The organism is Erwinia sp., from assembly GCF_031978025.1.
Taxonomy (GTDB): Bacteria; Pseudomonadota; Gammaproteobacteria; order Enterobacterales; family Enterobacteriaceae; genus Erwinia.
The window spans coordinates 9,460-32,480 of record NZ_DALZCD010000006.1 but is presented as its reverse complement, the minus strand read 5'-3'; the positions used below and the strand labels follow the sequence as shown (position 1 = coordinate 32,480).

Below are 23,021 nucleotides of genomic sequence, written 5' to 3'. Positions count from 1 at the left end.
GGAGATGGTCGCGGCAAATTTTGCAGGACGTTATCAAAGTCGCCACCTTACTTTGCAACTCCGCCTGCCCGATTCTGCGCCGCTGTTTGGCGACCCGGATCGCCTGATGCAGCTTTTCACTAACCTGATGGAAAACAGCCTGCGTTATACCGACGCGGGCGGCGGGCTGACGGTGACGCTGCATGCCGATCAGGACCAGCAAATTATTGATTTTGAGGATACCGCGCCGGGCATTACTGACGAGCAGCGCGAACAAATTTTTGAACGTTTTTACCGGGCGGAAAGCTCGCGTAATCGTGCCAGCGGCGGTTCCGGCCTGGGTCTGGCCATCTGTCAGAATATTGTGGAGGCACACGAAGGGACAATCAGCGCGGATCACTCTGCTGCCGGTGGCCTTAAAATTACGGTACACTTACCCGCAAGACTAACCCGGGCGTAATTCGCCTGCTTGCCAGGAAGAGTGTCATGAATCAGGAACCGCTTAGCCCATTGATCCTGGTGGTTGAGGATGAACCTAAGCTCGGCCAGCTGCTGGTCGATTATTTGCAGGCCGCTAACTATCGAACCCATCATCTGCTGCGCGGCGACGAGGTGCTGGAATGGGTTAAGCAGACACCGCCGGATCTGATGCTGCTCGATCTCATGCTGCCGGGCGTGGATGGCCTGACGCTTTGCCGCGAGCTGCGTCGCTTTTCCGAGCTGCCGGTTATCATGGTCACGGCCAGAACGGAAGAGATTGACCGCCTGCTGGGGCTGGAGATTGGCGCTGATGACTATATCTGCAAGCCTTTCAGCCCACGAGAGGTGGTGGCGCGGGTAAAAACTATTCTCAAGCGCTGTAAACGTACGCCGGAAGAAGCGCAAAAAGCGTCGCTGTTAGTGGTGGACGAAGCGCGCTTCCAGGCCAGCTGGAATAACACGCCGCTGGAGCTGACGCCCGCCGAGTTTCGCCTGCTGAAAACGCTGGCGCATGAGCCGGGCAAAGTCTTTTCCCGCGAGATGCTGCTCAATCACCTGTATGACGATTATCGTGTGGTCACCGACCGTACCATCGACAGCCATATCAAAAACCTGCGGCGCAAGCTGGAAGCGCTGGATGCCGACCAGCCCTTTATCCGCGCGGTCTACGGTATGGGCTACCGCTGGGAAGCGGACGTGTGCCGGTTGATCTAGCGCAATTTACATTCCCGCCGCCAGCTTTTACAATCCCCGCACATTTTGTAAGGCCGTCAATACGGCCTTATGTCAGGATTGAGACTTCTATGTTTAAACCAGAACTGCTTTCTCCCGCCGGCTCGCTGAAAAATATGCGCTACGCCTTTGCCTATGGCGCGGATGCTGTCTACGCCGGTCAACCCCGCTATAGTCTGCGCGTGCGCAACAACGAGTTTAACCACGACAATCTGGCTATCGGCATCAGCGAAGCGCACGCGCAGGGAAAGCGATTCTACGTCGTGGTGAATATCGCGCCGCATAACGCCAAGCTGAAAACCTTTATCCGCGATCTGACGCCCATCGTGGCGATGAAGCCAGACGCGCTGATTATGTCCGATCCCGGGTTAATCATGATGGTGCGCGAGTCTTTCCCGGAGATGGAAGTTCATCTTTCCGTGCAGGCTAATGCGGTCAACTGGGCCACGGTTAAATTCTGGCACCAGATGGGGCTGACGCGCGTTATCCTTTCACGCGAGCTGTCGCTGGAAGAAATCGCCGAAATCCGCGAGCGCGTACCGGAAATCGAACTGGAAATTTTCGTACATGGCGCGCTCTGCATGGCCTATTCCGGCCGCTGTCTGCTTTCCGGTTATATCAATAAGCGCGATCCCAATCAGGGTACCTGCACCAATGCTTGCCGCTGGGAATACAAAATGCAGGAAGGCAAAGAGGATGAAATTGGCAATATCGTCCATCAGTATCAGCCGATCCCGGTGAAAAACGTCGAGCCGACGCTGGGCGTCGGCCAGCCAACCGATAAAGTTTTTATGATTGAGGAAGCCATGCGTCCCGGCGAGTATATGACCGCTTTTGAGGATGAACATGGCACCTATATTATGAACTCCAAAGATCTGCGCGCGGTGGCACACGTGGAGCAGCTGACAAAAATGGGTGTGCACTCATTGAAGATTGAAGGCCGCACTAAATCGCATTACTACTGCGCCCGTACTGCACAGGTTTATCGTCGCGCCATTGATGATGCCGCGGCAGGTAAACCTTTTGATACTTCCCTGCTGGAAACGCTGGAAGGTCTGGCCCATCGCGGCTACACCGAAGGTTTTTTACGGCGTCATACGCACGACAGCTATCAGACCTACGACCGCAGCTTTTCCGCGTCCGAGCGCCAGCAGTTTGTCGGCGAGTTTACCGGCGAACGTCGGGGCGATATGGCGCGGGTAGAGGTTAAAAACAAGTTCAGCCTGGGCGACAGCCTGGAGCTGATGACGCCCGCGGGCAACGTCAATTTCCGCCTGGAGCAGATGGAAAATCAAAAAGGGCAACCGGCCAGCGTCGCGCCGGGCAACGGTCATTTTGTCTGGATACCGGTACCGGAAGCGATCGACCTTGCTTTCGCGCTGCTGATGCGCAATTTTCCTGAAGCGGTATAGGGCGCCGAAAGTTTCCTGACGTGACTTTTAGAATGCCATCACATTCCGACCCGTTATTTCCGGTTACAATGCACGGGCCTCGAATGAACAATTCTAAATAGCAGTTTTTAAAACCACCTCCTGGCCCGCCCGGTTTGCCGAGCGGGCCTTTCTTTTCTCCCGCAGCTTTTTCCACCGGTGACCGGATGTGCTATAACAGAAGCACTTGTGGCTAAGGCCATTTTGACAGGAAAAGAAGATGGACCAACAATCGCTTACGCTGGTAATCCTTAACGGCAAAGGTGCAGGTAATGAAGAGCTGCGCGAAGCTATTCTGACGCTGCGCGAGGAAGGAGTGCCGATTGAAGTCCGCGTGACCTGGGAACACGGTGATGGCGAACGCTTCGTTAAAGAAGCGGTAGCATTACAGGCAGCTACCGTGGTCGCGGGCGGCGGTGACGGAACGATTAACGAAATCGCTACCGCACTGGCGGGTGTGGATGCGCCGCGCCGGCCAGTATTGGGCATTATTCCTCTCGGTACCGCTAATGATTTTGCTACCAGCGCAGGCATTCCTGAAGAGATGGAGCACGCGCTGCGGCTGGCGATTGTCGGTAAGGCCACCTCTGTCGATCTGGCGCGGGTCAATCAGGACCGCTATTTTATCAATATGGCGACCGGCGGTTTCGGTACGCGGATTACTACCGAAACGCCAGAAAAACTGAAATCGGCGCTGGGTGGCGTCTCCTACCTGATTCATGGGCTGTTGCGTATGGATACGCTTAAGGCGGACAGTTGTACATTGAGTGGACCGGATTTCAGCTGGCAGGGAGACGCGCTGGTTATAGGTATCGGCAACGGACGTCAGGCGGGCGGGGGTCAACGACTTTGTCCGACCGCCCTGATCAACGACGGCAGACTGGAACTGACCGTTGTGACCTCGAAAGAAATTTTACCCACGCTATTTAACTCCCTGACCGGTGGCGATGATGAAAATCCGAATCTCGTTCGCGCCTCGCTGCCGTGGCTGGAAATCACCGCGCCGAATGAAATGACCTTTAATCTTGATGGCGAACCGCTACGCGGCACCACTTTTCGTATTGAGATTTTGCCCGCCGCACTGGCCTGTCGCCTGCCGCCTTCCTGCGAACTTCTGGCTTAAATCACCCAGGGCCGCCCGGCCCTGTTTATATTTCCGCTGCGCTGGTCTGCCCGCTGCCGCCGTCCTGCAAGCTACTGGCTTTGGCATTAAATTTAGCCTGTTGCGCTGCCCGTCTCCTTTCCTCTGTTAAGGCCTCTTTGCCGCTTCGGCAATGAAAACTGAACCCTGATAATGTGATGCCGATAGCGGAAACTCAGCGCGGATCTTGTATGGTAGTAGGCCAAACCAGCGTTATTCTTTTCATAAAAAGGGATATATTATGACCAGCTCACAAACCGTTGCGGCAGGGATAACTAAAGATAGTCATCATCTGATCCGTCGCGTTGCCAGCGCGTCGGCAATAGGCACGGCTGCCGAATACTATGATTTTTTCGCCTATGGCACCGCCGCCGTGCTCTTTTTCGGCCATCTTTTTTTCCCTTCCAGCGATCCTCTTATCGGTACGCTGGCCGCCTTTGCCACCTACGCCGTGGGCTTTTTTGCCCGGCCTTTAGGCGGTATCGTTTTCGGTCATATCGGCGATAAGGTGGGGCGAAAAAAAGCGCTGGTGATCACCATTTTAATGGTTGGCCTGGGGACATTTTGCATTGGCCTGCTGCCTACTTATGAAAAAATCGGCTTCTGGGCACCCACGTTGCTCATTGTGATCCGTATCATTCAGGGATTTGGCGTGGGCGGCGAGCAGGCTGGCGCCGTGTTAATGACCGCAGAATATGCCGAGCCTCACCGCCGCGGCTATTTTGCCAGCTGGGTACAGATTGGCGCTCCGGTCGGTTTTTTATTGCCGATGGCGCTTTTTGCCGTGCTGACCGCGCTGCTCTCCGCCGAGGAGATGATGAGCTGGGGCTGGCGCATTCCTTTCTTGCTCAGCGCCCTGCTGGTGATTGTCGGCATGTTTATTCGCCTGAGTATTGACGAGTCGCCGGTTTTTGCCAGCATCCGGGAAACGAAAGCCGCCGAATCCCGTCCCGTTGTCGAAGTCCTGCGCAACTATCCCGGTATTATCTGCTGCGGCGTCGCCGCCAAGCTGATTGAAGCCTGCTCGTTTGGCCTTTTTACCGTCATTATTCTGGCCTGGGGAAAAAGCAATCAGCTCAGCGCCACTACGATGATGGAGACGATGATCGTAGCGATCCTCCTGGAATTGATCGCTATTCCTCTGATGGGCCGGCTTTCCGATCGTATCGGCCGCAGGCCGGTTTATCTGGCAGGCGCGCTGCTGCTGACGCTGAGCATTTTCCCGTTCTTTATCGCCATGAGCCAGGACGTGTTCTGGCTTTCGCAGCTGGCAATGATTGTCGTGCTGACGCTGGGCCACAGCATGTGCTATGCGCCCCAGGCTTCGTGGTTCCCCGAGCTTTTTCCTACCCATATTCGCTGTAGCGGTATTGCGCTTATCTGGCAAACCGGTTCGTTGATAGGCGGCGGCATTCTGGGGCTAACGGCGGTCAAAATACTGCAGATGACCGGGGGGCACTATTACGGTCTGGCCGGTTATGTTGTGGTGTTAGGTCTTATCTCGATTTGGGGAATTTCTCGCCTGCCGGAAACCGCACCGGCTAAAAGAGGCGCAGAGCTTCATAACTGGCAGCAAAAAGCCTGACCGCTTTGCTTAATGTTACGCAAATGTGATCAATGTCAGACATTTTCAGCAACCAACTTGTATGGTAGTACATCAGATCGTATTTTCTCTCTATCTCTTTACCAGGATGACCAGAATGAAAATTGTAAAAGCGGAAGTCTTTGTGACCTGCCCCGGCAGGAACTTCGTGACGGTTAAGATCACCACGGATCAAGGATTGACCGGCATCGGTGACGCCACTTTAAACGGCCGCGAACTGCCGGTGGCCTCCTATCTGAAAGATCATGTTTGTCCGCAGCTGATAGGACGCAATGCGCACCAGATCGAAGACATCTGGCAATATTTCTATAAAGGGGCCTACTGGCGCCGCGGCCCGGTAACCATGTCTGCGATTTCCGCAGTGGATCAGGCGCTGTGGGACATCAAAGGTAAAGCAGCCAATATGCCGGTTTATCAACTGCTGGGCGGTGCATCGCGCGAGGGCGTGATGGTTTACTGCCACACTACCGGTCACAGCATTGATGAAGTCATGGACGACTACGCGAAGCATAAAGAGATGGGCTTTAAGGCCATCCGCGCCCAGTGCGGCGTGCCGGGGATGAAAACGACCTACGGCATGGCGAAAGGCAAAGGCCTGGCCTATGAGCCTGCCACTAAAGGCGACTGGCCGGAAGAGCAACGCTGGTCTACGGAAAAATACCTCGATTTTACGCCCAAACTGTTTGCCGCCATTCGCGACAAGTTCGGCTTTAACGAGCATTTGCTGCACGATATGCACCATCGCCTGACGCCGATTGAAGCGGCCCGCTTCGGAAAAAGTGTTGAAGAGTACCGCCTGTTCTGGATGGAAGATCCTACGCCCGCCGAAAATCAGGAATGCTTCCGTTTGATCCGTCAGCATACCGTCACGCCGATTGCGGTGGGCGAAGTCTTCAACAGCATCTGGGACTGCAAGCAGCTGATTGAGGAGCAGCTGATCGATTATATCCGCACCACCATCACCCACGCGGGCGGCATTACCGGCATGCGCCGCATTGCCGATTTCGCCTCGCTTTATCAGGTCCGTACCGGCTCGCACGGGCCGTCCGATCTGTCACCAATCTGCATGGCGGCCGCGCTGCATTTCGACCTTTGGGTACCTAATTTTGGCGTACAGGAATATATGGGCTATTCCGCGCAGATGATGGAAGTTTTCCAGCACAGCTGGACCTTTGAAGACGGCTATATGCATCCTGGCGATAAGCCTGGCCTGGGCATTGAGTTCGACGAAAAGCTGGCGGCGAAATATCCCTACGAACCGGCCTGTCTGCCGGTAGCTCGTCTTGAAGACGGCACGTTATGGAACTGGTAAGGAAGAGAAGATGAAAAGCGTCGTGATTGCTAAACCAGGCGAACTGGTGATTGAGGAACGTGCCTTACCGATACCAGACGAGGGCGAAGTGCGGGTAAAAATTGCCTATGCCAGCATCTGCGGATCGGACGTGCATATCTGGCACGGCCATAATCCTTTCGCCCGCTATCCGCGCGTTATTGGCCATGAGTTTTTTGGCGTGATCGAGGCGACAGGTGCAGGCGTAGATGCTTCCCGCATTGGCGAACGTGTAGCGGTCGATCCGGTTGTCAGCTGCGGCCATTGCTATCCCTGTTCCATTGGCCGCCCCAATGTTTGTAGTGAGCTGCAGGTCATTGGCGTCCACCGCGAGGGGGGATTTAGCGAATATGCCGTGGTACCGGCCCGCAACGCTTACAGGGTACCGTCGTCGATCCCCGATAAGCTCGCCAGCCTGATCGAGCCTTTTACTATTGCCGCCAATATCTGTGCCTTCCTGAAGCCTGACCCCAACGACGTCGCGCTGATTTTCGGTGCGGGTCCAATGGGGCTGACCGCCATCCAGGCGCTGAAAGGTGTATTTAACGTGCGTAACGTCATTGTGGCGGACAGGCTGCCGGAAAGGCTGGCGATGGCAAAAGAAAACGTGGCAGATACCGTGTTGGATAACAGCGAAATCCCGCTGGCTGCCCAGCTGGAAGGGGTGAAGCCCACGCTGATTATCGATGCCGCCTGTCATCCTGCCATCCTGGCGGAAGCGGTGGCGCTGGCTTCACCCGCAGCGCGCATCGGACTGCTCGGTTTTTCCGGCGAACCCTGCACCGTGACGCAGCAGAGCCTGACCAGCAAAGAGCTTTCCCTGTTTACCTCACGGCTTAACAGCCATCGCTTCCCTCAGGTCATTGAGTGGATGGAAAAGCGTCTGATTCAGCCAGAAAAGCTGGTCACGCATTATCTGCCGCTGGGCAAGGTGGAAGAAGCCATGACGCTGTTTGAAAAAGATCCGCGCCGCTGCTGCAAAGTTATCCTTAAAGTCAGTTAACGAACACCGGGCTTAGCGGTCAGGGTCGTATTGGGTAGGGGGCAAGCTGCTCTTTATCAGGCTTCCCCGGTCGTGAAGAGATTTTTAATCCTATAAGAAACAAGGATTTTTTATGTTTAAGCATCTCCGCTGGACGCTTGTACTCCTGCTGTTTCTGGTTTACATGATCAACTATCTCGATCGGGTAGCGCTCTCGCTTACCGTCCCGATGATCGAAAAAGATCTGCTGCTGAACGCCGAGCAGTTCGGCCTGATTTTCGGCAGTTTTTTCTTCGGCTATGCCATTTTCAACTTTGTGGGCGGTCTGGCCACCGATAAATATGGCCCGACGCTGGTGCTGGGCATCGCCGTCGGGCTGTGGTCGCTGTTTTGCGGCTTTACCGCGCTGGCTACCGGCTTTTGGTCAATGCTGATCCTGCGGGTACTGTTTGGGATGGCTGAAGGGCCGATCTGCGCCTCGGCCAACAAAGCCATCAACGGCTGGTTCCCTAAAAAACAGGCGGCAACCGCGATGGGCTTCCTCAGCGCCGGCTCCCCACTGGGCGGCGCGGTGGCTGGCCCGATTATCGGCTACCTGGCGCTGGCCTTCGGCTGGCGTCCGGCGTTTATGATTATCTGTTCTATCGGTATTGTCTGGATGGTAGCGTGGTTCTTTATCGCCGCAGATAATCCGTTAAAAAGCCGCCTCGTCAGCGCGAAAGAGCGGGAGCTGATTGCCAGTCTTAAAGCGGAGCAAACCACGCCGGATGAAGAGCTGGCACAGGCTTCGCACGGGCTGGGCTACTATCTGCGCCAGCCGATTATCCTGGTGACCGCCTTCGCCTTTTTCTGCTACAACTATATCCTGTTCTTCTTCCTGAGCTGGTTCCCAGCCTATCTGGTACAGGCGCACAACCTGGATATCAAATCCATGAGTATGACCACGGTCATCCCGTGGATAGTGGGCTTCGTTGGGCTGGCGCTGGGCGGATTGATCTCTGATAAAATCTTTAAGGTCACCGGCAAGCTGCTGCTTTCAAGAAAAATTGTGCTGGTCGTGTCGCTATTGGCGGCCGCGCTCTGCGTCGCTTTCGCCGGCTCGGTAAAAGGGGTTTACCCGGCCGTTATCCTGATGTCGATTTCTCTCTTTTTCCTCTACATCACCGGTGCGATCTATTGGGCGATTATCCAGGACGTGGTGCATAAGAGCCGCGTCGGCAGCATCAGCGGCTTCATTCATCTGATCGGCAGCCTCTCTGGCATTATCGGCCCGGTGGTCACCGGCTATATCGTGCACCATACCGGCAAGTTTGACAGCGCTTTTGTGCTGGCTGGCGTGATTGCCGCCGTAGGTGCTGTGTTGGTGCTGCTGGTTATTAAGAGTCCTAAAGGCACCCCTACTCAGGTTTCCGTTTGAATGGCGCCATGGCGCCAGTTGATAAGGATTTATCATGCTACAGATCGATCGGCTACCCGCAGACACGGTTTTACCGCGTTACAATCGTAACGCGCTACGTACGCGCATCGTGCATTTTGGCTTCGGCGCTTTTCATCGCGCTCATCAGGCTGTTTGCACCGACAGGCTGGCCGCTGAGCAACAAAGCGACTGGGGCTATTGTGAATGCCAGCTTAATAGCGGCGAGTTGATCCACGCGCTGCGTCAGCAGGATTGCCTTTACAGCGTGACGGAAAAAAACGCTGACGAGCTACGCACTCGCGTCATTGGCGTAGTCAAAGAAGCACTTTTTGCGCGGGAGGACGGTGTTGAGCGTATTATCGCCGCGCTGAGCCAGCCTGACGTAGCCATTGTTTCTGCCACCATTACGGAAAAAGGCTATTGCTATCAGCCCGCCACCGGTGAGCTAAACCTGACGCACCCTTCGATCGTGCACGATCTGGCGGATCCTGAGCAGCCCGTTTCTTTTCCGGGGATAATCCTGACGGCCATCAGACGTCGGCGTGCGCTGGGCCTGCCGCCCTTTAGCGTCATGTCCTGCGATAATATGCCGGAAAATGGTCGGGTTACGCGCAATGTTATCATGCAGCTGGCGCAGCAGCAGGATCGGGAGCTGGCAGACTATATCAGCCGTCATATTACCTTTCCTTCAACGATGGTGGACCGCATTGTGCCAGCCATGACGCAGGAAGCCTTTGACGAGCTGAGCCGCAAGCTGGGCTGCACCGATCCGGTCGCCGTGGAGTGCGAACCTTTTTTCCAGTGGGTCATTGAGGATAATTTCGTCAATGGTCGCCCGGAGTGGGAGAAAGCGGGCGCGGAGCTGGTGGCGGACGTGCTGCCTTTTGAAGAGATGAAACTGCGCATGCTGAACGGCAGCCATTCGCTGCTGGCCTACCTTGGCTACCTTGCCGGTTATGAGCATATCAGCGACTGCATGGACGATCCTTACTATCTTAAGGCCGCACGCAGCCTGATGCTGGATGAGCAGGCCCCCACGCTGAGCACCCAAAATGTTGATCTGACGGCCTATGCGGATTCGCTGATCGCCCGCTATCGCAACCGGGCGATCAGGCATCGTACCTATCAGATAGCCACTGACGGCACGCAAAAACTGCCGCAGCGCTGGCTGGACAGTATCCGCTGGCACCTGGCTAACGGCAGCGATTTTACGCTGCTGGCGCTGGGCGTGGCGAGCTGGATACGCTTTGTCGGCGGCATGGATGAACAGGGCAAAACGACAGTCATTAACGATCCGCTCCGTGACGAGCTGGCACAGCGGGTAAGCGATAGTCAGGAAGGCGATGCACGCGTCGCTGCCCTGCTCTCGCTACGGGCAGTTTTCGGTGACGATCTCCCGGATAACTCGCTGTTCCGCCAAAAGGTCAGTCATTACTATCAATTGTTATTGAAAGCAGGTGCAAAAGAAACGGTCAGGCAGGTTGTTGGCTGACGCTGAGTGGCAAAAGAACTGGCGCTGGCGCAGCAGGCTGATTAGACTGGCTGTTTCCGGCGTCAGGCTCTACGACGCACTACTGAAATGAAAATTGCCGTATGTCTACTGCCTATATCATTACCGCCAGCGAACCCGTTAATCAGCAAATCTATCGTTTTCTACGCCAGGACATTGTGACCTGCGTGATTTCGCCGGGTGCCTTACTCTCTGAAAAAGACGTTTCTGCCCGTTTTGACGTCTCGCGTCAGCCCGTTCGGGAAGCCTTTATTAAGCTGGCCGAGGCCGGCCTGGTGCAGATTCTGCCGCAACGCGGTACTTTTGTCCGTAAGATCTCTGCCCGTCGAGTTGCTGACGGCCGTTTTATTCGCGAAGCGGTTGAAACAGCGGTAATACGACGCGCGGCGACGGAAGCGACTGCAGAGGCACTCGCCCTGCTTGAGCATAATTTGCGCCTGCAGAAATTATCCGCGGAGCGCAATGACAGTCAGGCGTTTTTACTGCTGGATGATGCGTTTCATCGCCTTATCGCGCAAAGCATTAACTGTGAACTGGCATGGGAAACGGTAGAAAATATTAAAGCAACGATGGATCGCGTGCGCTTCCTGACCCTCAGCAAAGTTTCGCCGCCGGAAAGCTTAATTCATCAGCATGAAGAAATATTGCAGGCGCTGTTGGCAAAAGACGCTGATGCCGCAGAACAGGCACTGCGGCGCCATTTGCAGGAGATGATTTTTTCTATCACGCCGATTGCAGAACAAAACAGCGAGTGGTTTGAACAGGATTAATCCTGTTACGCTGACGCCTCGTTGCGGCTGTCAGCAGGCCTCTCCGACAGGTGTCTTAACGCAAATCAACAAGGTAACTGCCCGACTGCTTGTAATGCCTTAATGTAAATCAACAGGGTGGCTGACCCGGCCGCTCGTGATGCCTTAACGCAAGATGCTGATGCCGCTTTTCACCCTGTTCTCGGTTTTTGCCCTACCACCAGCGGTAGAAATGATGCACCGGGCCACTACCGTTACCCACCTCCAGCGTATCTGCCTGCAGCAAGGCACCCTGCAGCCACTCTTTCGCTTCGCTTATCGTGGTCAGCCAGCTGGCATGGCGCGGACGCAGCGCAGCCAGAGCAGAAGAGAGCGTGCAGCCCGTACCGTGCGTGTTTTTAGTGGGCACTCGCGGCGCGGTAAAACGTTCTTCCACTTCCGCTGTCAGCAGCCAGTCGGGGCTTTCGCTGTCGCTTAGATGGCCGCCTTTCATCAGTACCGCCTGACAGCCAAGCGCCAGCAGCGCCCTGCCCTGCTGCAGCATTTCGTGCTCGTTGCGCGCCGGTAAACAATCCAGCAGCGCGGCAGCTTCCGGCAGATTCGGGGTGATAATCGACACCTGCGGCAGCAGTTTTTCCCGCAGCGTCGCTACGGCGCGCCGCGAAAGCAGCGGATCGCCGCTTTTCGCCAGCATCACCGTATCCAGTACCCGCCAGGGAATAGCTGCCGTCGCCAATCCTGCAGCGACCGCTTCCACAATATCGCTGTCCTGCAACATGCCGATTTTCACGCTGTCGATGCGTACATCATCCAACACCGAGGCGAGCTGCGCCGCAACAAAGTCGGCTGCGATGGGATAGACGGCCTGCACACCGCAGGTATTTTGTGCCACCAGCGCGGTGATGACGCTGGTGCCGTAGGCCCCCAGCGCGGAAAACGTTTTCAAATCGGCCTGAATCCCGGCACCACCACTGGGATCCGTTCCGGCAATCGTCAGGGCATTGACTCTCATACGGCCTCCTTGTGCAGACCGTAAAGCGCATCAAGAAACAGCGGTTCAAAGGTGCCCGGCCCGCTGGCCGCTGCCGCTGCCTGCTCGCCCGCCTGGCTCATTACCCGACAGGCGGCAGCGATATGCAGCAGCCTGTCGCCCGGCAGCGCGCAAAACGCTGCCACTACGGCGGAAAGTGCACAACCCGTTCCCACCACCCGGGTCATCAGCGGAGACCCGCCCGATACCGCCAGCAGCCGCCGTCCATCGGTAACGTAGTCCGTTTCGCCTGTAACCACGACTACCGTACCGCCGGACTGCGCCAGCTGAATAGCGGCTTCAAGGGCAGCAGCCGGATCGTGCTGGCTGTCGACGCCGCGGCCGGAAACCGCCTGACGGGCCAGCGCCATAATTTCAGAGGCGTTGCCGCGAATGGCGGCAGGACGATAAGCCAGCAGCCGCTGGCAAAAATCGCTGCGAAAAGTCAGCGCGCCGACGGCAACCGGATCCAGCGTCCAGGGTCGGCCTGCCGCGGTCGCGCCTTCCACCGCGGCCAGCATCGCTTCGCTACGTGCAGCGGTCAGCGTGCCGACGTTGATCAGCACGGCATCTGCAATGGCGCTAAATTGTGCCGCTTCCACAGGTTCAGTCACCATGACGGGCGACGCGTCCAGCGCCAGCAGCACGTTGGCCGTCAGGCTTTGTACCACGTCATTAGTCAGGCAGTGAACCAGCGGTGACTGCTGGCGGAAAACGGCAAGAGAGGCGGCCGGACTGGCCGTATAGCGAGAAGGTTGGATCATAGCGCTCCCAACCGGCGATCAAGAAGGCGATGCAATAAAGCATCTGACTTCCCTCCGCTGGCATTATCCAGTTCAGGTTCAACGGGTATTTCTCAGCCTTCACAAGGAAGGGCACCCCGAGTCGTAGTGCTTGCCAGCATAGGGAAATGCGCCGTTTTACGCAAGCGCAGGACGCCTCGCTAACGCCTCGCGGGCAGGGGACAGCGGCAGCCCGATTGGTTTACGATAATGAAGAAAAAAACTGGAAACTGGCGGCCGTGCTGACCTCTGACGCGGCGTGGGCCCCTACTCCCTGCGTTCCTATATCCTCTTTATTCAGGATGATTTCGTCGCGCAGGCGATGGCGGCCAGCAGCGATCCCGATATCACTGACACTTAGAGCAACGGCACGTTGTACTGGCATAAAGACGCGGTTACCCAGGGTAAGGAGCGCTGGGCATGGCATGGCGTTAATGCGCTGACGCCGCCGCCGCCGCAAATCATGCTGAACTGGACAGCAGTAAAGATCAGCGCAGGCTGCAACAGTAAGGCGCCAACGACTGGCTGCTGGCTGGCGGCATGACGGTGAATTTCTGATTATTTACCGGCGGCCGCTTTTGCCGTCGGGATTTTTTGCGTCATAATCTCCGATCTCTTAGCGGCTTTTGATAAAGTTCGCCATCCTGTCCTGACGAGAAGTAAGATGACAAGACCGCTTAATGAACAATACGGCATCAGCGTTGCGGCGCTGCAAATGCTGCATTATCTCCAGCAGATAGCGCGCGGCGATCGCGCCTTCACCATTCGGGATACCGTGCTGAACAGCCGCTGCAACGTCACGCCGCCGGATAATTTCCGCCTGTTAGATCAGCTTTTTGAAGCAGGCAAAATCGACTACGACTACCGCGGGACGGGTATCGACAGCGAAAGGCACGTTAAGCCCGTTTGGGGAGACAACCGATGACGGTACGCGCCTTTATCGAAGCCGATCGTCCCTTTCTGCGCACGCTGTTTTTGGCTGCACGCAAGGCGAACTGGCACTGGCTCGACGGCAGCGACTGGCAGCTGGAGGATTTTGATCGGACGACGCTGGGCGAGCGCGTTCTGGTCGCCGAGCACGACGGCCACCGTACGGGATTTGCCGCCCTGCTGCCCGCTGACAATTTTCTGCACAGTTTATTTGTCGATCCTGCGTATCAGGGTCAGGGCATCGGCAGCGAGCTGCTGGACGCGGTGCAGGCAGGCTTTACCTCCACCGGCGCATTAAAATGCCTGAAGGCAAACAGCCGGGCGCTGGCTTTTTATCAGCGTCACGGCTGGCAGGTTATCAGCAGCGGCGAAGGCGACCAGGGAGAATATCTGCTGCTGCATTACGTGTTGTAAAACCTCTGAGAAGCCCGTCAGGCCACTGAAAAATTTAAGCACGGCGGCGTTTACTGCAGCGGGCTGGCTGGATAAACAGACCGTTCGCGCAGGGGCGGGTTAACGACATGTCGATCTGCCTTTGCCGCTGGCTATCAGCTTAACCACGGGCTGATACCGGGTACAAACAATCTTGCGGGCGCCCTATACGCCCGTCCCCCGTCAATTTGCCGTCACACTACGCGAAAAGCGATATCGTCCGGGATCACTTCGCCATCCCAATAAAGCTGGGCAGCGACCTGGCCGGCAAGCTGTCGATAAAGCCAGGTAAATTCGCTGTCGGGACGGCGTACCACCGTCGGCATTCCGTCGTCCAAATCTTCCCGCAGCGTAATATGCAGCGGCAGCTGACTTAGCAGGCGCGTATGGTACTGCTCGGCCAGCGCCAGCGCGCCGCCGCTCCCAAAGATCGGCTCGTGATGACCACACTGGCTACAGACGTGCACGCTCATGTTCTCAACGATGCCCAACACCGGCACGCTGACCTTTTCAAACATGACGATCCCCTTACGGGCGTCAATCAGCGCGATATCCTGCGGCGTGGTCACCACCAGCGCGCCGGTCACCGGCACGTTTTGCGCCAGCGTCAGCTGAATATCCCCCGTGCCCGGCGGCATATCCAGGATCAGGTAGTCCAGATCCGGCCACAGCGTTTCATTCAAAAGCTGCATGAGTGCTTTACTGGCCATCGGGCCGCGCCACACCATCGCGTTATCATCGGTCACCAGATAGCCGATAGAGTTGGTTGCCAGGCCATGCGCCATAATCGGCGCCATATGCGTGCCGTCCGGTGAAGTAGGCCGTTCGTTTTGCGTGCCGAGCATATCGGGAATCGACGGGCCATAGATGTCCGCATCCAGCAGGCCCACTTTCGCGCCTTCGGCCATTAACGCCAGCGCCAGATTCACCGCGGTGCTCGATTTACCCACGCCGCCCTTGCCGGAACTGACGGCAATCACATTTTTCACGCCCTTCACGCCCGGCTGATTCTTCACTCTTTTCAGCGTGGCGATATCCAGGCTCAGCTTCCAGCTAATAGCCGTAGCGTTAGTCAGCCGCAGCAGCTCCGCGCTGGCACTCTCTTTTAGCGCTTCAAAACCGCTGTGCCAGGGGAAAGGCATCAGCAGTTCAATATGCAGGGTGTTGTCCAACAGCGCGCAATGGTGCAGCGCTTTCAACGCGGTGAGATTGCGCCGCAGCGTCGGATGTTCAAACGTGGTTAAAACGCCCATCACTATCGCGCGCAGCGCTTCAGGTGAATGTGGGGATTGTTGCATCATCCCGGCTCCTTTTTTTCTGTGACGTTATTCAGAGCATATCAGATAAGGCAAGGCGGCAGGCAGTAAAAAACGGCACGGTCGGCGCGGCGTTGTTTACGCAGGCCGGGCCTTTCGGGTAACATCAGAACCCCCTATTTTAAACAGGTATAGCAAGTCTCACTATGACTCAAGTCGCGAAAAAAATATTGGTAACGTGCGCACTCCCTTACGCCAACGGTTCTATTCATCTCGGCCACATGCTCGAGCATATCCAGGCGGATATTTGGGTCCGTTACCAGCGAATGCGCGGCAACGAGGTTTACTTCATCTGTGCTGACGATGCGCACGGTACGCCAATCATGCTGAAAGCTCAGCAGATGGGCATCGCGCCTGAGCAGATGATTGCCGAAATGAGTCAGGAACATCAGAATGACTTTGCCGGTTTCAACATCAGCTACGATAACTATCACTCCACGCACAGCGACGAGAACCGCGAGCTGTCGGCGCTGATTTATACCCGTTTAAAAGAGAACGGTTTCATTAAGAACCGCACCATTTCACAGCTCTATGACCCGGAAAAAGGCATGTTCCTGCCGGATCGCTTTGTCAAAGGCACCTGCCCGAAATGTAAAGCGCCGGATCAGTATGGCGATAACTGCGAAGTCTGCAGCGCAACCTACAGCCCGACCGAACTGATCGATCCTAAATCCGTGGTTTCCGGCGCGACGCCGGTCCTGCGCGACTCCGAACATTTCTTTTTCGATCTGCCGGAGTTCAGCGCCATGCTGCAGGCCTGGACCCGTTCCGGCGCCCTGCAGGAGCAGGTGGCCAACAAAATGCAGGAGTGGTTCGAATCCGGTCTGCAGCAGTGGGATATTTCCCGTGATGCGCCCTACTTTGGCTTTGAAATCCCGGGTGCGCCGGGCAAATATTTCTACGTCTGGCTGGATGCGCCTATCGGCTATATGGGCTCGTTTAAAAACCTCTGCGACAAACGTGGCGACATCGATTTCGACGCTTTCTGGAAAAAAGATTCCGAGGCGGAGCTGTATCACTTTATCGGTAAAGATATTGTCTACTTCCACAGCCTGTTCTGGCCGGCGATGCTGGAAGGCAGCAACTTCCGCAAACCGAATAACCTGTTTGTCCACGGTTATGTGACGGTTAACGGGGCGAAAATGTCCAAGTCACGCGGCACCTTTATCAAGGCCAGCACATGGCTGCAGCACCTGGATGCCGATAGCCTGCGCTACTACTATGCCGCCAAGCTCTCTTCGCGTATCGACGATATTGACCTGAATCTGGAAGATTTCGTTCAGCGTGTGAATGCCGATATCGTCAATAAAGTGGTTAACCTGGCGTCCCGCAATGCGGGCTTTATCAACAAACGCTTTGGCGGTCAGCTCTCCAGCGAACTGGCCGATCCGGCTCTGTATCAGTCCTTTGTGGATGCTTCCGCCAGCATCGCGGAAGCCTGGCAAAGCCGTGAGTTTGGCCGTGCGGTGCGTGAAATCATGGCGATGGCGGACGTTGCAAACCGCTACGTTGACGAGCAGGCACCGTGGGTCGTGGCGAAGCAGGAAGGCCGCGATGCCGATCTGCAGGCAATCTGCTCGATGGGCATCAATATGTTCCGTGTGCTGATGACCTGGCTGAAGCCGGTGCTGCCTACGCTGAGCAAGCGCGCCGAAGCCTTCCTGAATCAGGAGCTAAGCTGGGACGGTATTGCGCACCCCCTGCGTGACCACACGCTTTCCACCTTTAAAGCGCTGTATAACCGCATTGAGATGGACAAGGTTAACGCGCTGACTGAGGCTTCGAAAGAGGATGCGGCAGCCGCCAATAAACCGGTGCTGACCGGCCCGCTGGCAGATGCGCCCCTTCAGGAAACCATTACCTTTGACGACTTCGCAAAAGTGGATATGCGTATCGCGCTGATCCAGAACGCGGAGTTTGTGGAAGGCTCCGATAAGCTGCTGCGCCTGACGCTGGATCTGGGGGGAGAAACCCGCAATATCTTCTCCGGTATTCGCACCGCCTATCCGGATCCGTCAGTATTGAACGGCCGCCTGACCATCATGGTGGCCAACCTTGCACCGCGGAAGATGCGCTTCGGCATCTCAGAAGGCATGGTGATGGCTGCCGGTCCCGGCGGTAAAGAGATCTTCCTGCTTTCGCCAGACAGCGGCGCCCAGCCTGGGATGCAGGTAAAATAAGTACCGAAGACGGGCGAAGCGATTCGCCCGCTTTTTTTACATGCCCTGTGATCTCTGGCACATTTCCCCCGCCGATCGTATGATTAATGCGTTGCAAAACCGGAGCTTATCATGCGTACCGTACTGTTGGTCATCTGGCGCTATCTGCGCGCTTTTGTGATTATTTATCTCTGCCTTTATGCCGGCAACGCGCTGGCGCTGCTGCTGCCGGTAACGATTCCAGGCAGCATTATCGGTATGCTGATCCTGTTTTTCCTGCTGGCTTTTCAACTCCTGCCGCCCGACTGGGTACGGCCCGGCAGCCTGCTGCTGATCCGCTATATGGCGCTGCTCTTCGTGCCGATAAGCGTCGGCGTAATGGGGTATACCGATCTGCTCAGCGCGCAGTTCGGTCCGATAGTGGTTTCCTGCGTGGTCAGTACCTTTATCGTTTTACTGACCGTAGGGCTGGTTTCGCACAAGCTGCACGGTAAAGTGAAAGGAGTCGGCGATGAGTGATATCTGGTGGTCTCTGCCCCTGACCATGCTGGTCTTTTTCGGCGCACGCCGGGTGGCAGCGAAGGTTAAAATTTCCCTGCTTAATCCGCTCCTGATTTCCATGGCGGTGATCATTCCCCTGCTGCTACTGATCCAAATGCCCTACGCGCGCTATTTTCAGGGCAGCGCTATCCTGAATCAGCTGTTACAGCCTGCGGTGGTGGCGCTGGCGCTGCCCTTGTACGAACAAATGCACCAGATCCGCGCACGCTGGAAGTCCATCATTGGCGTCTGCTTTATTGGCAGTATGACGGCAATGATCTCCGGCACGGCTATCGCGCTGTGGATGGGCGCCACGCCACAAATAGCGGCGACTATTATGCCCAAATCTGTGACCACGCCTATTGCCATGGCGGTCTCCGCCACGCTGGGTGGCATTCCGGCTATCAGCGCTATTTGCGTGTTAATTGCCGGCGTACTGGGGGCCGTTTTTGGTCACATGCTGCTTAACCTGCTGAAAATCCGCAGCAAGGCGTCGCGCGGGCTGGCGATTGGCAATGCTTCCCATGCGCTGGGTACGGCACGCTGCTCGGAGCTGGATTATCAGGAAGGCGCGTACAGCTCGCTGGCGCTGGTGATCTGCGGCATTATCACCTCCCTGCTGGCACCGTTTCTTTTCCCGCTGTTAATGCATCTTTGGCGGTAAAATTTGCTATGCGTCGCGCATTTTGTGGTTCTCTTTCATAAATTACATAATCTGTGTGATTATAATCACATACATTAGCCTGGCTGCCCGCCAGAATAAGCGGCCAACTATGCAAGAGAAGCCACTATGCAACCACGTTTTCAAGCGGCTTTCGCCGCGCTGCCTTCCCCGCTCCAGGCGGCGTTACAGCCTTTCCTGACCGATACCTTTTCCGCTTTCTTTACCCCTGAGCAAATGGCCGCCCTCAGAACCGAAACGGGTTTGGACAATCGGGAACTCGCTTTTGCTCTGTTGCCGCTGGCGGCCGCCTGCGCCGTGGTACCGCTTTCTCGCTTCAACGTTGGCGCACTGGCGCTCGGTAACAGCGGACACCTCTATTTTGGCGCGAACATGGAATTTTCCGGCGCGACTATGCAGCAGACCGTTCATGCCGAGCAGAGCGCGGTAACCCACGCCTGGCTGCGTGGCGAGAAAGGTCTGGAGGCCATTACCGTCAACTACACGCCCTGCGGCCACTGTCGCCAGTTTATGAACGAGCTGAACAGCGGTACTGCCTTGCGCATTCATCTGCCAGGACGCGAACCGGCAACGCTGGGCGATTATCTGCCCGACGCTTTTGGCCCGCGCGACCTGGCGATTGAGACGCTGCTGATGGACGAGGTCGATCATGGCCTGACCCTCGCCGGCGACGCGCTGGCCAGAGCGGCACTGGAGGCCGCTAACCGTAGCCATGCGCCCTATTCACAGGCGCTGAGCGGCGTAGCGCTGCAAATGGATGACGGCGCGATTTTTGCCGGCAGCTATGCAGAGAACGCAGCCTATAACCCCAGCCTGCCGCCGCTGCAGGCGGCACTGATCCTGCTAAATCTGGCAGGCTATGACGTGCTGCAGATTCAGCGTGCCGTCCTCGCGGAAGCGCCTGATGCGCGGCTGATTCAGCGTCAGGCGACCACCGCGACGCTTCAGGCGCTCGGCTGTGCCAGTTTGCAAACGGTGCCGCTGTACTGATTCCGGTCACCGCTTCGCCAGCCAGCCGGCTGGCTTTTTATTGCCAAAAAAATGCCCGCATTTGTTATAAGCTGTTAACAAATGCTGTATTTTCGGGTGAATTATTTTAGGATTGGGCCACTACCGATCCCAGTGAGTATTGATTACATGGAACTCGACTACGAAAGTAAGCGCTCTCTCTACATTCCCTACGCTGGTCCTATCCTGCTGGAATTTCCGCTACTGAATAAGGGCAGCGCCTTCTCTATAGAAGAACGTAACGATTTTAACCTGAACGGCCTGCTGCCTGAAACGGTGGAAACCATCGAAGAGCAGGCCCAGCGTGCCTGGCGCCAGTTTCAGGATTTTAAAAACGATAATGACAAGCATGTCTACCTGCGTAATATCCAGGACACCAACGAAACGCTTTTCTACCGCCTGCTGGATAATCATCTTGAAGAGATGATGCCGATTATCTATACCCCGACCGTCGGCGCGGCCTGCGAGCACTTCTCTGAAATCTATCGTCGGGCGCGCGGGCTGTTTATCTCCTACCCAAATCGCGCCAGCATTGAAGATATGCTGCAAAACGCGACTAAGCAGAACGTCAAAGTGATTGTGGTCACCGATGGCGAGCGCATCCTTGGCCTGGGCGACCAGGGCATCGGAGGCATGGGCATTCCTATCGGTAAGCTGTCGCTGTATACCGCCTGCGGCGGCATCAGCCCGGCCTATACGCTGCCGGTGGTGCTGGATGTCGGCACCAATAACCAACAGCTGCTGAACGACCCGCTTTATATGGGCTGGCGCCATCCGCGTATTACCGGTGAAGAATACGACAACTTCGTTAACGAGTTTATTCAGGCAGTGAAGAGCCGCTGGCCGAACGTGCTGCTGCAGTTTGAAGATTTCGCCCAGAAAAATGCGATGCCGCTGCTGGAGCGCTATCGTGATGAAGTCTGCTGCTTTAACGACGATATTCAGGGCACTGCCGCCGTCACGCTGGGGACGTTAATCGCTGCCAGTCGCGCGGCGGGCAGCAAAATGAGCGAGCAGAAAGTGGTGTTCCTGGGCGCCGGTTCCGCCGGTTGCGGCATCGCCGAACAGATTATTGCGCAGATGAAATCAGAAGGCCTGAGCGACGAAGAAGCCCGCGCGCGCGTCTTTATGGTGGATCGTTTCGGCCTGCTTACCGACAAGCAGCCCAACCTGCTCAACTTCCAGAGCAAGCTGGTGCAGAAAAGTGAGAGTCTGGCCGGCTGGGATTCCAGCTCCGATTCCCTGTCACTCCTGGACGTGGTACGCAACGCACGCCCGGATATTCTGATTGGCGTTTCCGGCCAGCCGGGCCTGTTCAGCGAAGAGATTATTCGCGAAATGCACAAACACTGCGCGCGCCCAATCGTGATGCCGCTTTCCAATCCGACTTCCCGCGTGGAAGCGACGCCGCAGGATATTATGACGTGGACAGAGGGCGCTGCGCTGGTCGCGACCGGCAGCCCGTTTGCGCCGGTTATCTGGAAAGAGCAGACTTTCCCTATCGCGCAGTGCAATAACTCTTATATCTTCCCCGGCATTGGCCTGGGCGTTATCGCTTCCGGTGCGACCCGGGTGACCGACAGTATGCTGATGGCGGCCAGCCGCGCGCTGGCAGACTGCTCGCCGTTGGTTAACGACGGCGTCGGCCCGGTACTGCCGGAAGTGAAAGATATCCAGGGCGTATCGAAAGTCATTGCGATGGCCGTTGGTAAGGCAGCGCAGCTGGCGGGCGTGGCGGTTGTCACCTCGGAAGACGTGCTGTCTAAAGCGATTGCCGCCAATTTCTGGCTGCCGCAGTACCGTAACTACCGTCGGACTTCTATCTGATCACGCTGACCGGGCGCGCCACGCGCCCGGTTATTCTTGCTTTTCCGCTTCGCCTTATCAGACCTCATCGGGATTTTGTGCAAAAAGACGCCAGCCGGTGCGCTGCCGCTTGCTTCACCTCGCCGGGTACAGTAGCCTTGAGCCACCTTTTGGGCTTCAGTCTGAGTACCGTACGGCATGATAAAACGCTTGATCTACGGCCTGATTATCATCATAACGTTGATGGTAATGACCGCGCTTGGCCTGGATCGCTGGATAAGCGTTAAAACCGCGCCTTACGTCTACGATAACCTCAAATCGTTGCCTCACCGTCAGGTCGGCGTGGTGCTGGGCACCGCGAAATATTATCGTACTGGCGTTATCAATCAGTATTACCTCTATCGCATGCAGGGCGCGCTTAACGCTTACAATAGCGGCAAGATCAATTATTTGCTGCTGAGCGGGGACAACGCGCAGCAAAGCTATAATGAACCGATGACCATGCGCCGGGATTTAATCGCCGCAGGCGTGGCGCCGACCGATATCGTGCTGGACTATGCGGGCTTTCGCACGCTGGACTCTATCGTACGCACGCGTAAGGTGTTTGATACCAACGATTTCATCATTATTACCCAGCGTTTCCACTGCGAACGTGCGCTGTTTATCGCGCTGCACATGGGTATTCAGGCACAGTGCTATGCGGTTCCCTCGCCGAAAAATATGCTGAATATCCGCATCAGGGAAGTCGCGGCTCGCCTGGGCGCGCTGGCCGATCTTTATCTGATGAAGCGCGAGCCACGTTTTCTGGGGCCGCTGGTGCCGATCCCGGCGCGACATGAAATCCCGGAGGATGCGCCAAGCTATCCGGCAGTCACGCCCGAACAGCTGCTGGAGCTGGAACAAAAAGCGAAGGCAGATACCCCCAATGCCAATACCAATACCAATACCAATACCAATACCAATACCAATACCAATACCAATAC

General features: G+C 56.3%; 22 protein-coding genes and 1 riboswitch. Of the genes, 19 read left to right on the top strand and 3 right to left on the bottom strand.

Annotated elements, in window-relative coordinates; translation table 11 throughout:
- The 10 genes from RTK32_RS01145 to RTK32_RS01100 all read left to right on the top strand — a co-directional run.
- On the top strand, positions 1–439 hold a 439-nt coding region (locus tag RTK32_RS01145; RefSeq protein ID WP_312041700.1), incomplete at its 5' end, for an ATP-binding protein.
- A 26-nt stretch (positions 440–465) separates the two neighbouring features.
- Positions 466–1,173, top strand: a complete 708-nt coding sequence (gene baeR, locus RTK32_RS01140; RefSeq protein WP_312041699.1) for a two-component system response regulator BaeR — start codon at positions 466–468, stop codon at positions 1,171–1,173.
- Between the two features lie 89 nt (positions 1,174–1,262).
- Positions 1,263–2,603, top strand: coding sequence for a tRNA 5-hydroxyuridine modification protein YegQ (gene yegQ / locus RTK32_RS01135; RefSeq protein ID WP_312041698.1), 1,341 nt, complete (start codon positions 1,263–1,265; stop codon positions 2,601–2,603).
- A 238-nt stretch (positions 2,604–2,841) separates the two neighbouring features.
- Positions 2,842–3,744 carry a lipid kinase YegS gene (gene yegS / locus RTK32_RS01130; protein WP_312041697.1) on the top strand — a complete coding sequence of 301 codons (903 nt, stop codon included), beginning with the start codon at positions 2,842–2,844 and terminating at the stop codon, positions 3,742–3,744.
- A 259-nt stretch (positions 3,745–4,003) separates the two neighbouring features.
- On the top strand, positions 4,004–5,347 hold the full coding sequence (locus tag RTK32_RS01125) for an MFS transporter (protein ID WP_312041696.1): 1,344 nt from the start codon (positions 4,004–4,006) through the stop codon (positions 5,345–5,347).
- A 115-nt stretch (positions 5,348–5,462) separates the two neighbouring features.
- Positions 5,463–6,677 (top strand): D-mannonate dehydratase ManD, encoded by a 1,215-nt coding sequence (manD, locus tag RTK32_RS01120; protein ID WP_312041695.1) that lies wholly within the window; start codon positions 5,463–5,465, stop codon positions 6,675–6,677.
- A gap of 10 nt (positions 6,678–6,687) precedes the next feature.
- Positions 6,688–7,698 carry a Zn-dependent oxidoreductase gene (locus RTK32_RS01115; protein WP_312041694.1) on the top strand — a complete coding sequence of 337 codons (1,011 nt, stop codon included), beginning with the start codon at positions 6,688–6,690 and terminating at the stop codon, positions 7,696–7,698.
- 112 nt (positions 7,699–7,810) lie between these two features.
- On the top strand, positions 7,811–9,094 hold the full coding sequence (locus RTK32_RS01110) for an MFS transporter (protein ID WP_312041693.1): 1,284 nt from the start codon (positions 7,811–7,813) through the stop codon (positions 9,092–9,094).
- 34 nt (positions 9,095–9,128) lie between these two features.
- Positions 9,129–10,586 carry a mannitol dehydrogenase family protein gene (locus RTK32_RS01105; RefSeq protein WP_312041692.1) on the top strand — a complete coding sequence of 486 codons (1,458 nt, stop codon included), beginning with the start codon at positions 9,129–9,131 and terminating at the stop codon, positions 10,584–10,586.
- 101 nt (positions 10,587–10,687) lie between these two features.
- A complete protein-coding gene (locus RTK32_RS01100) occupies positions 10,688–11,374 on the top strand; it encodes a GntR family transcriptional regulator (protein ID WP_312041691.1) in 687 nt (228 codons plus the stop codon).
- A 193-nt stretch (positions 11,375–11,567) separates the two neighbouring features.
- On the opposite strand, the gene thiD is transcribed toward RTK32_RS01100, so the two are convergent.
- Complete coding sequence (gene thiD, locus RTK32_RS01095) at positions 11,568–12,365, bottom strand: bifunctional hydroxymethylpyrimidine kinase/phosphomethylpyrimidine kinase (protein ID WP_312041690.1); 798 nt, start codon at positions 12,363–12,365, stop codon at positions 11,568–11,570.
- Positions 12,362–13,147 carry a hydroxyethylthiazole kinase gene (gene thiM, locus RTK32_RS01090; protein ID WP_312041689.1) on the bottom strand — a complete coding sequence of 262 codons (786 nt, stop codon included), beginning with the start codon at positions 13,145–13,147 and terminating at the stop codon, positions 12,362–12,364. Before thiM ends, thiD begins: the two co-directional genes overlap by 4 nt.
- Before the next feature lie 32 nt (positions 13,148–13,179).
- Positions 13,180–13,276, bottom strand: a riboswitch (TPP riboswitch).
- Between the two features lie 262 nt (positions 13,277–13,538).
- On the opposite strand from thiM, the gene RTK32_RS01085 reads away from it, so the two are divergent.
- The 3 genes from RTK32_RS01085 (at position 13,539) to RTK32_RS01075 (ending at position 14,509) form a co-directional block, all read left to right on the top strand.
- Positions 13,539–13,709 (top strand): hypothetical protein, encoded by a 171-nt coding sequence (locus RTK32_RS01085; protein ID WP_312041688.1) that lies wholly within the window; start codon positions 13,539–13,541, stop codon positions 13,707–13,709.
- A 120-nt stretch (positions 13,710–13,829) separates the two neighbouring features.
- Entirely contained in the window at positions 13,830–14,090 is a 261-nt protein-coding gene (locus RTK32_RS01080; RefSeq protein ID WP_312041687.1) for a hypothetical protein, read from the top strand.
- Positions 14,087–14,509: a GNAT family N-acetyltransferase gene (locus tag RTK32_RS01075; RefSeq protein WP_312041686.1), complete on the top strand. Its 423-nt coding sequence runs from the start codon at positions 14,087–14,089 to the stop codon at positions 14,507–14,509. Before RTK32_RS01080 ends, RTK32_RS01075 begins: the two co-directional genes overlap by 4 nt.
- A 212-nt stretch (positions 14,510–14,721) precedes the next feature.
- On the opposite strand, the gene apbC is transcribed toward RTK32_RS01075, so the two are convergent.
- Positions 14,722–15,828, bottom strand: coding sequence for an iron-sulfur cluster carrier protein ApbC (apbC, locus tag RTK32_RS01070; protein WP_312041685.1), 1,107 nt, complete (start codon positions 15,826–15,828; stop codon positions 14,722–14,724).
- 161 nt (positions 15,829–15,989) lie between these two features.
- Here apbC and metG point away from each other — a divergent pair, with 161 nt between their 5' ends.
- The 6 genes from metG to sanA form a co-directional block, all read left to right on the top strand.
- On the top strand, positions 15,990–18,023 hold the full coding sequence (metG, locus tag RTK32_RS01065; RefSeq protein ID WP_312041684.1) for a methionine--tRNA ligase: 2,034 nt from the start codon (positions 15,990–15,992) through the stop codon (positions 18,021–18,023).
- Positions 18,024–18,134: 111 nt separating this feature from the next.
- Positions 18,135–18,521: a CidA/LrgA family protein gene (locus RTK32_RS01060; RefSeq protein ID WP_312041683.1), complete on the top strand. Its 387-nt coding sequence runs from the start codon at positions 18,135–18,137 to the stop codon at positions 18,519–18,521.
- Complete coding sequence (locus tag RTK32_RS01055; RefSeq protein WP_312041682.1) at positions 18,514–19,206, top strand: CidB/LrgB family autolysis modulator; 693 nt, start codon at positions 18,514–18,516, stop codon at positions 19,204–19,206. The genes RTK32_RS01060 and RTK32_RS01055 overlap by 8 nt, the downstream gene beginning before the upstream one ends.
- Positions 19,207–19,332: 126 nt before the next feature.
- Complete coding sequence (gene cdd, locus RTK32_RS01050) at positions 19,333–20,214, top strand: cytidine deaminase (protein WP_312041681.1); 882 nt, start codon at positions 19,333–19,335, stop codon at positions 20,212–20,214.
- A gap of 147 nt (positions 20,215–20,361) precedes the next feature.
- Complete coding sequence (locus tag RTK32_RS01045; RefSeq protein WP_312041680.1) at positions 20,362–22,059, top strand: NAD-dependent malic enzyme; 1,698 nt, start codon at positions 20,362–20,364, stop codon at positions 22,057–22,059.
- 177 nt (positions 22,060–22,236) lie between these two features.
- On the top strand, positions 22,237–23,021 hold a 785-nt coding region (sanA, locus tag RTK32_RS01040; RefSeq protein WP_312041679.1), incomplete at its 3' end, for an outer membrane permeability protein SanA.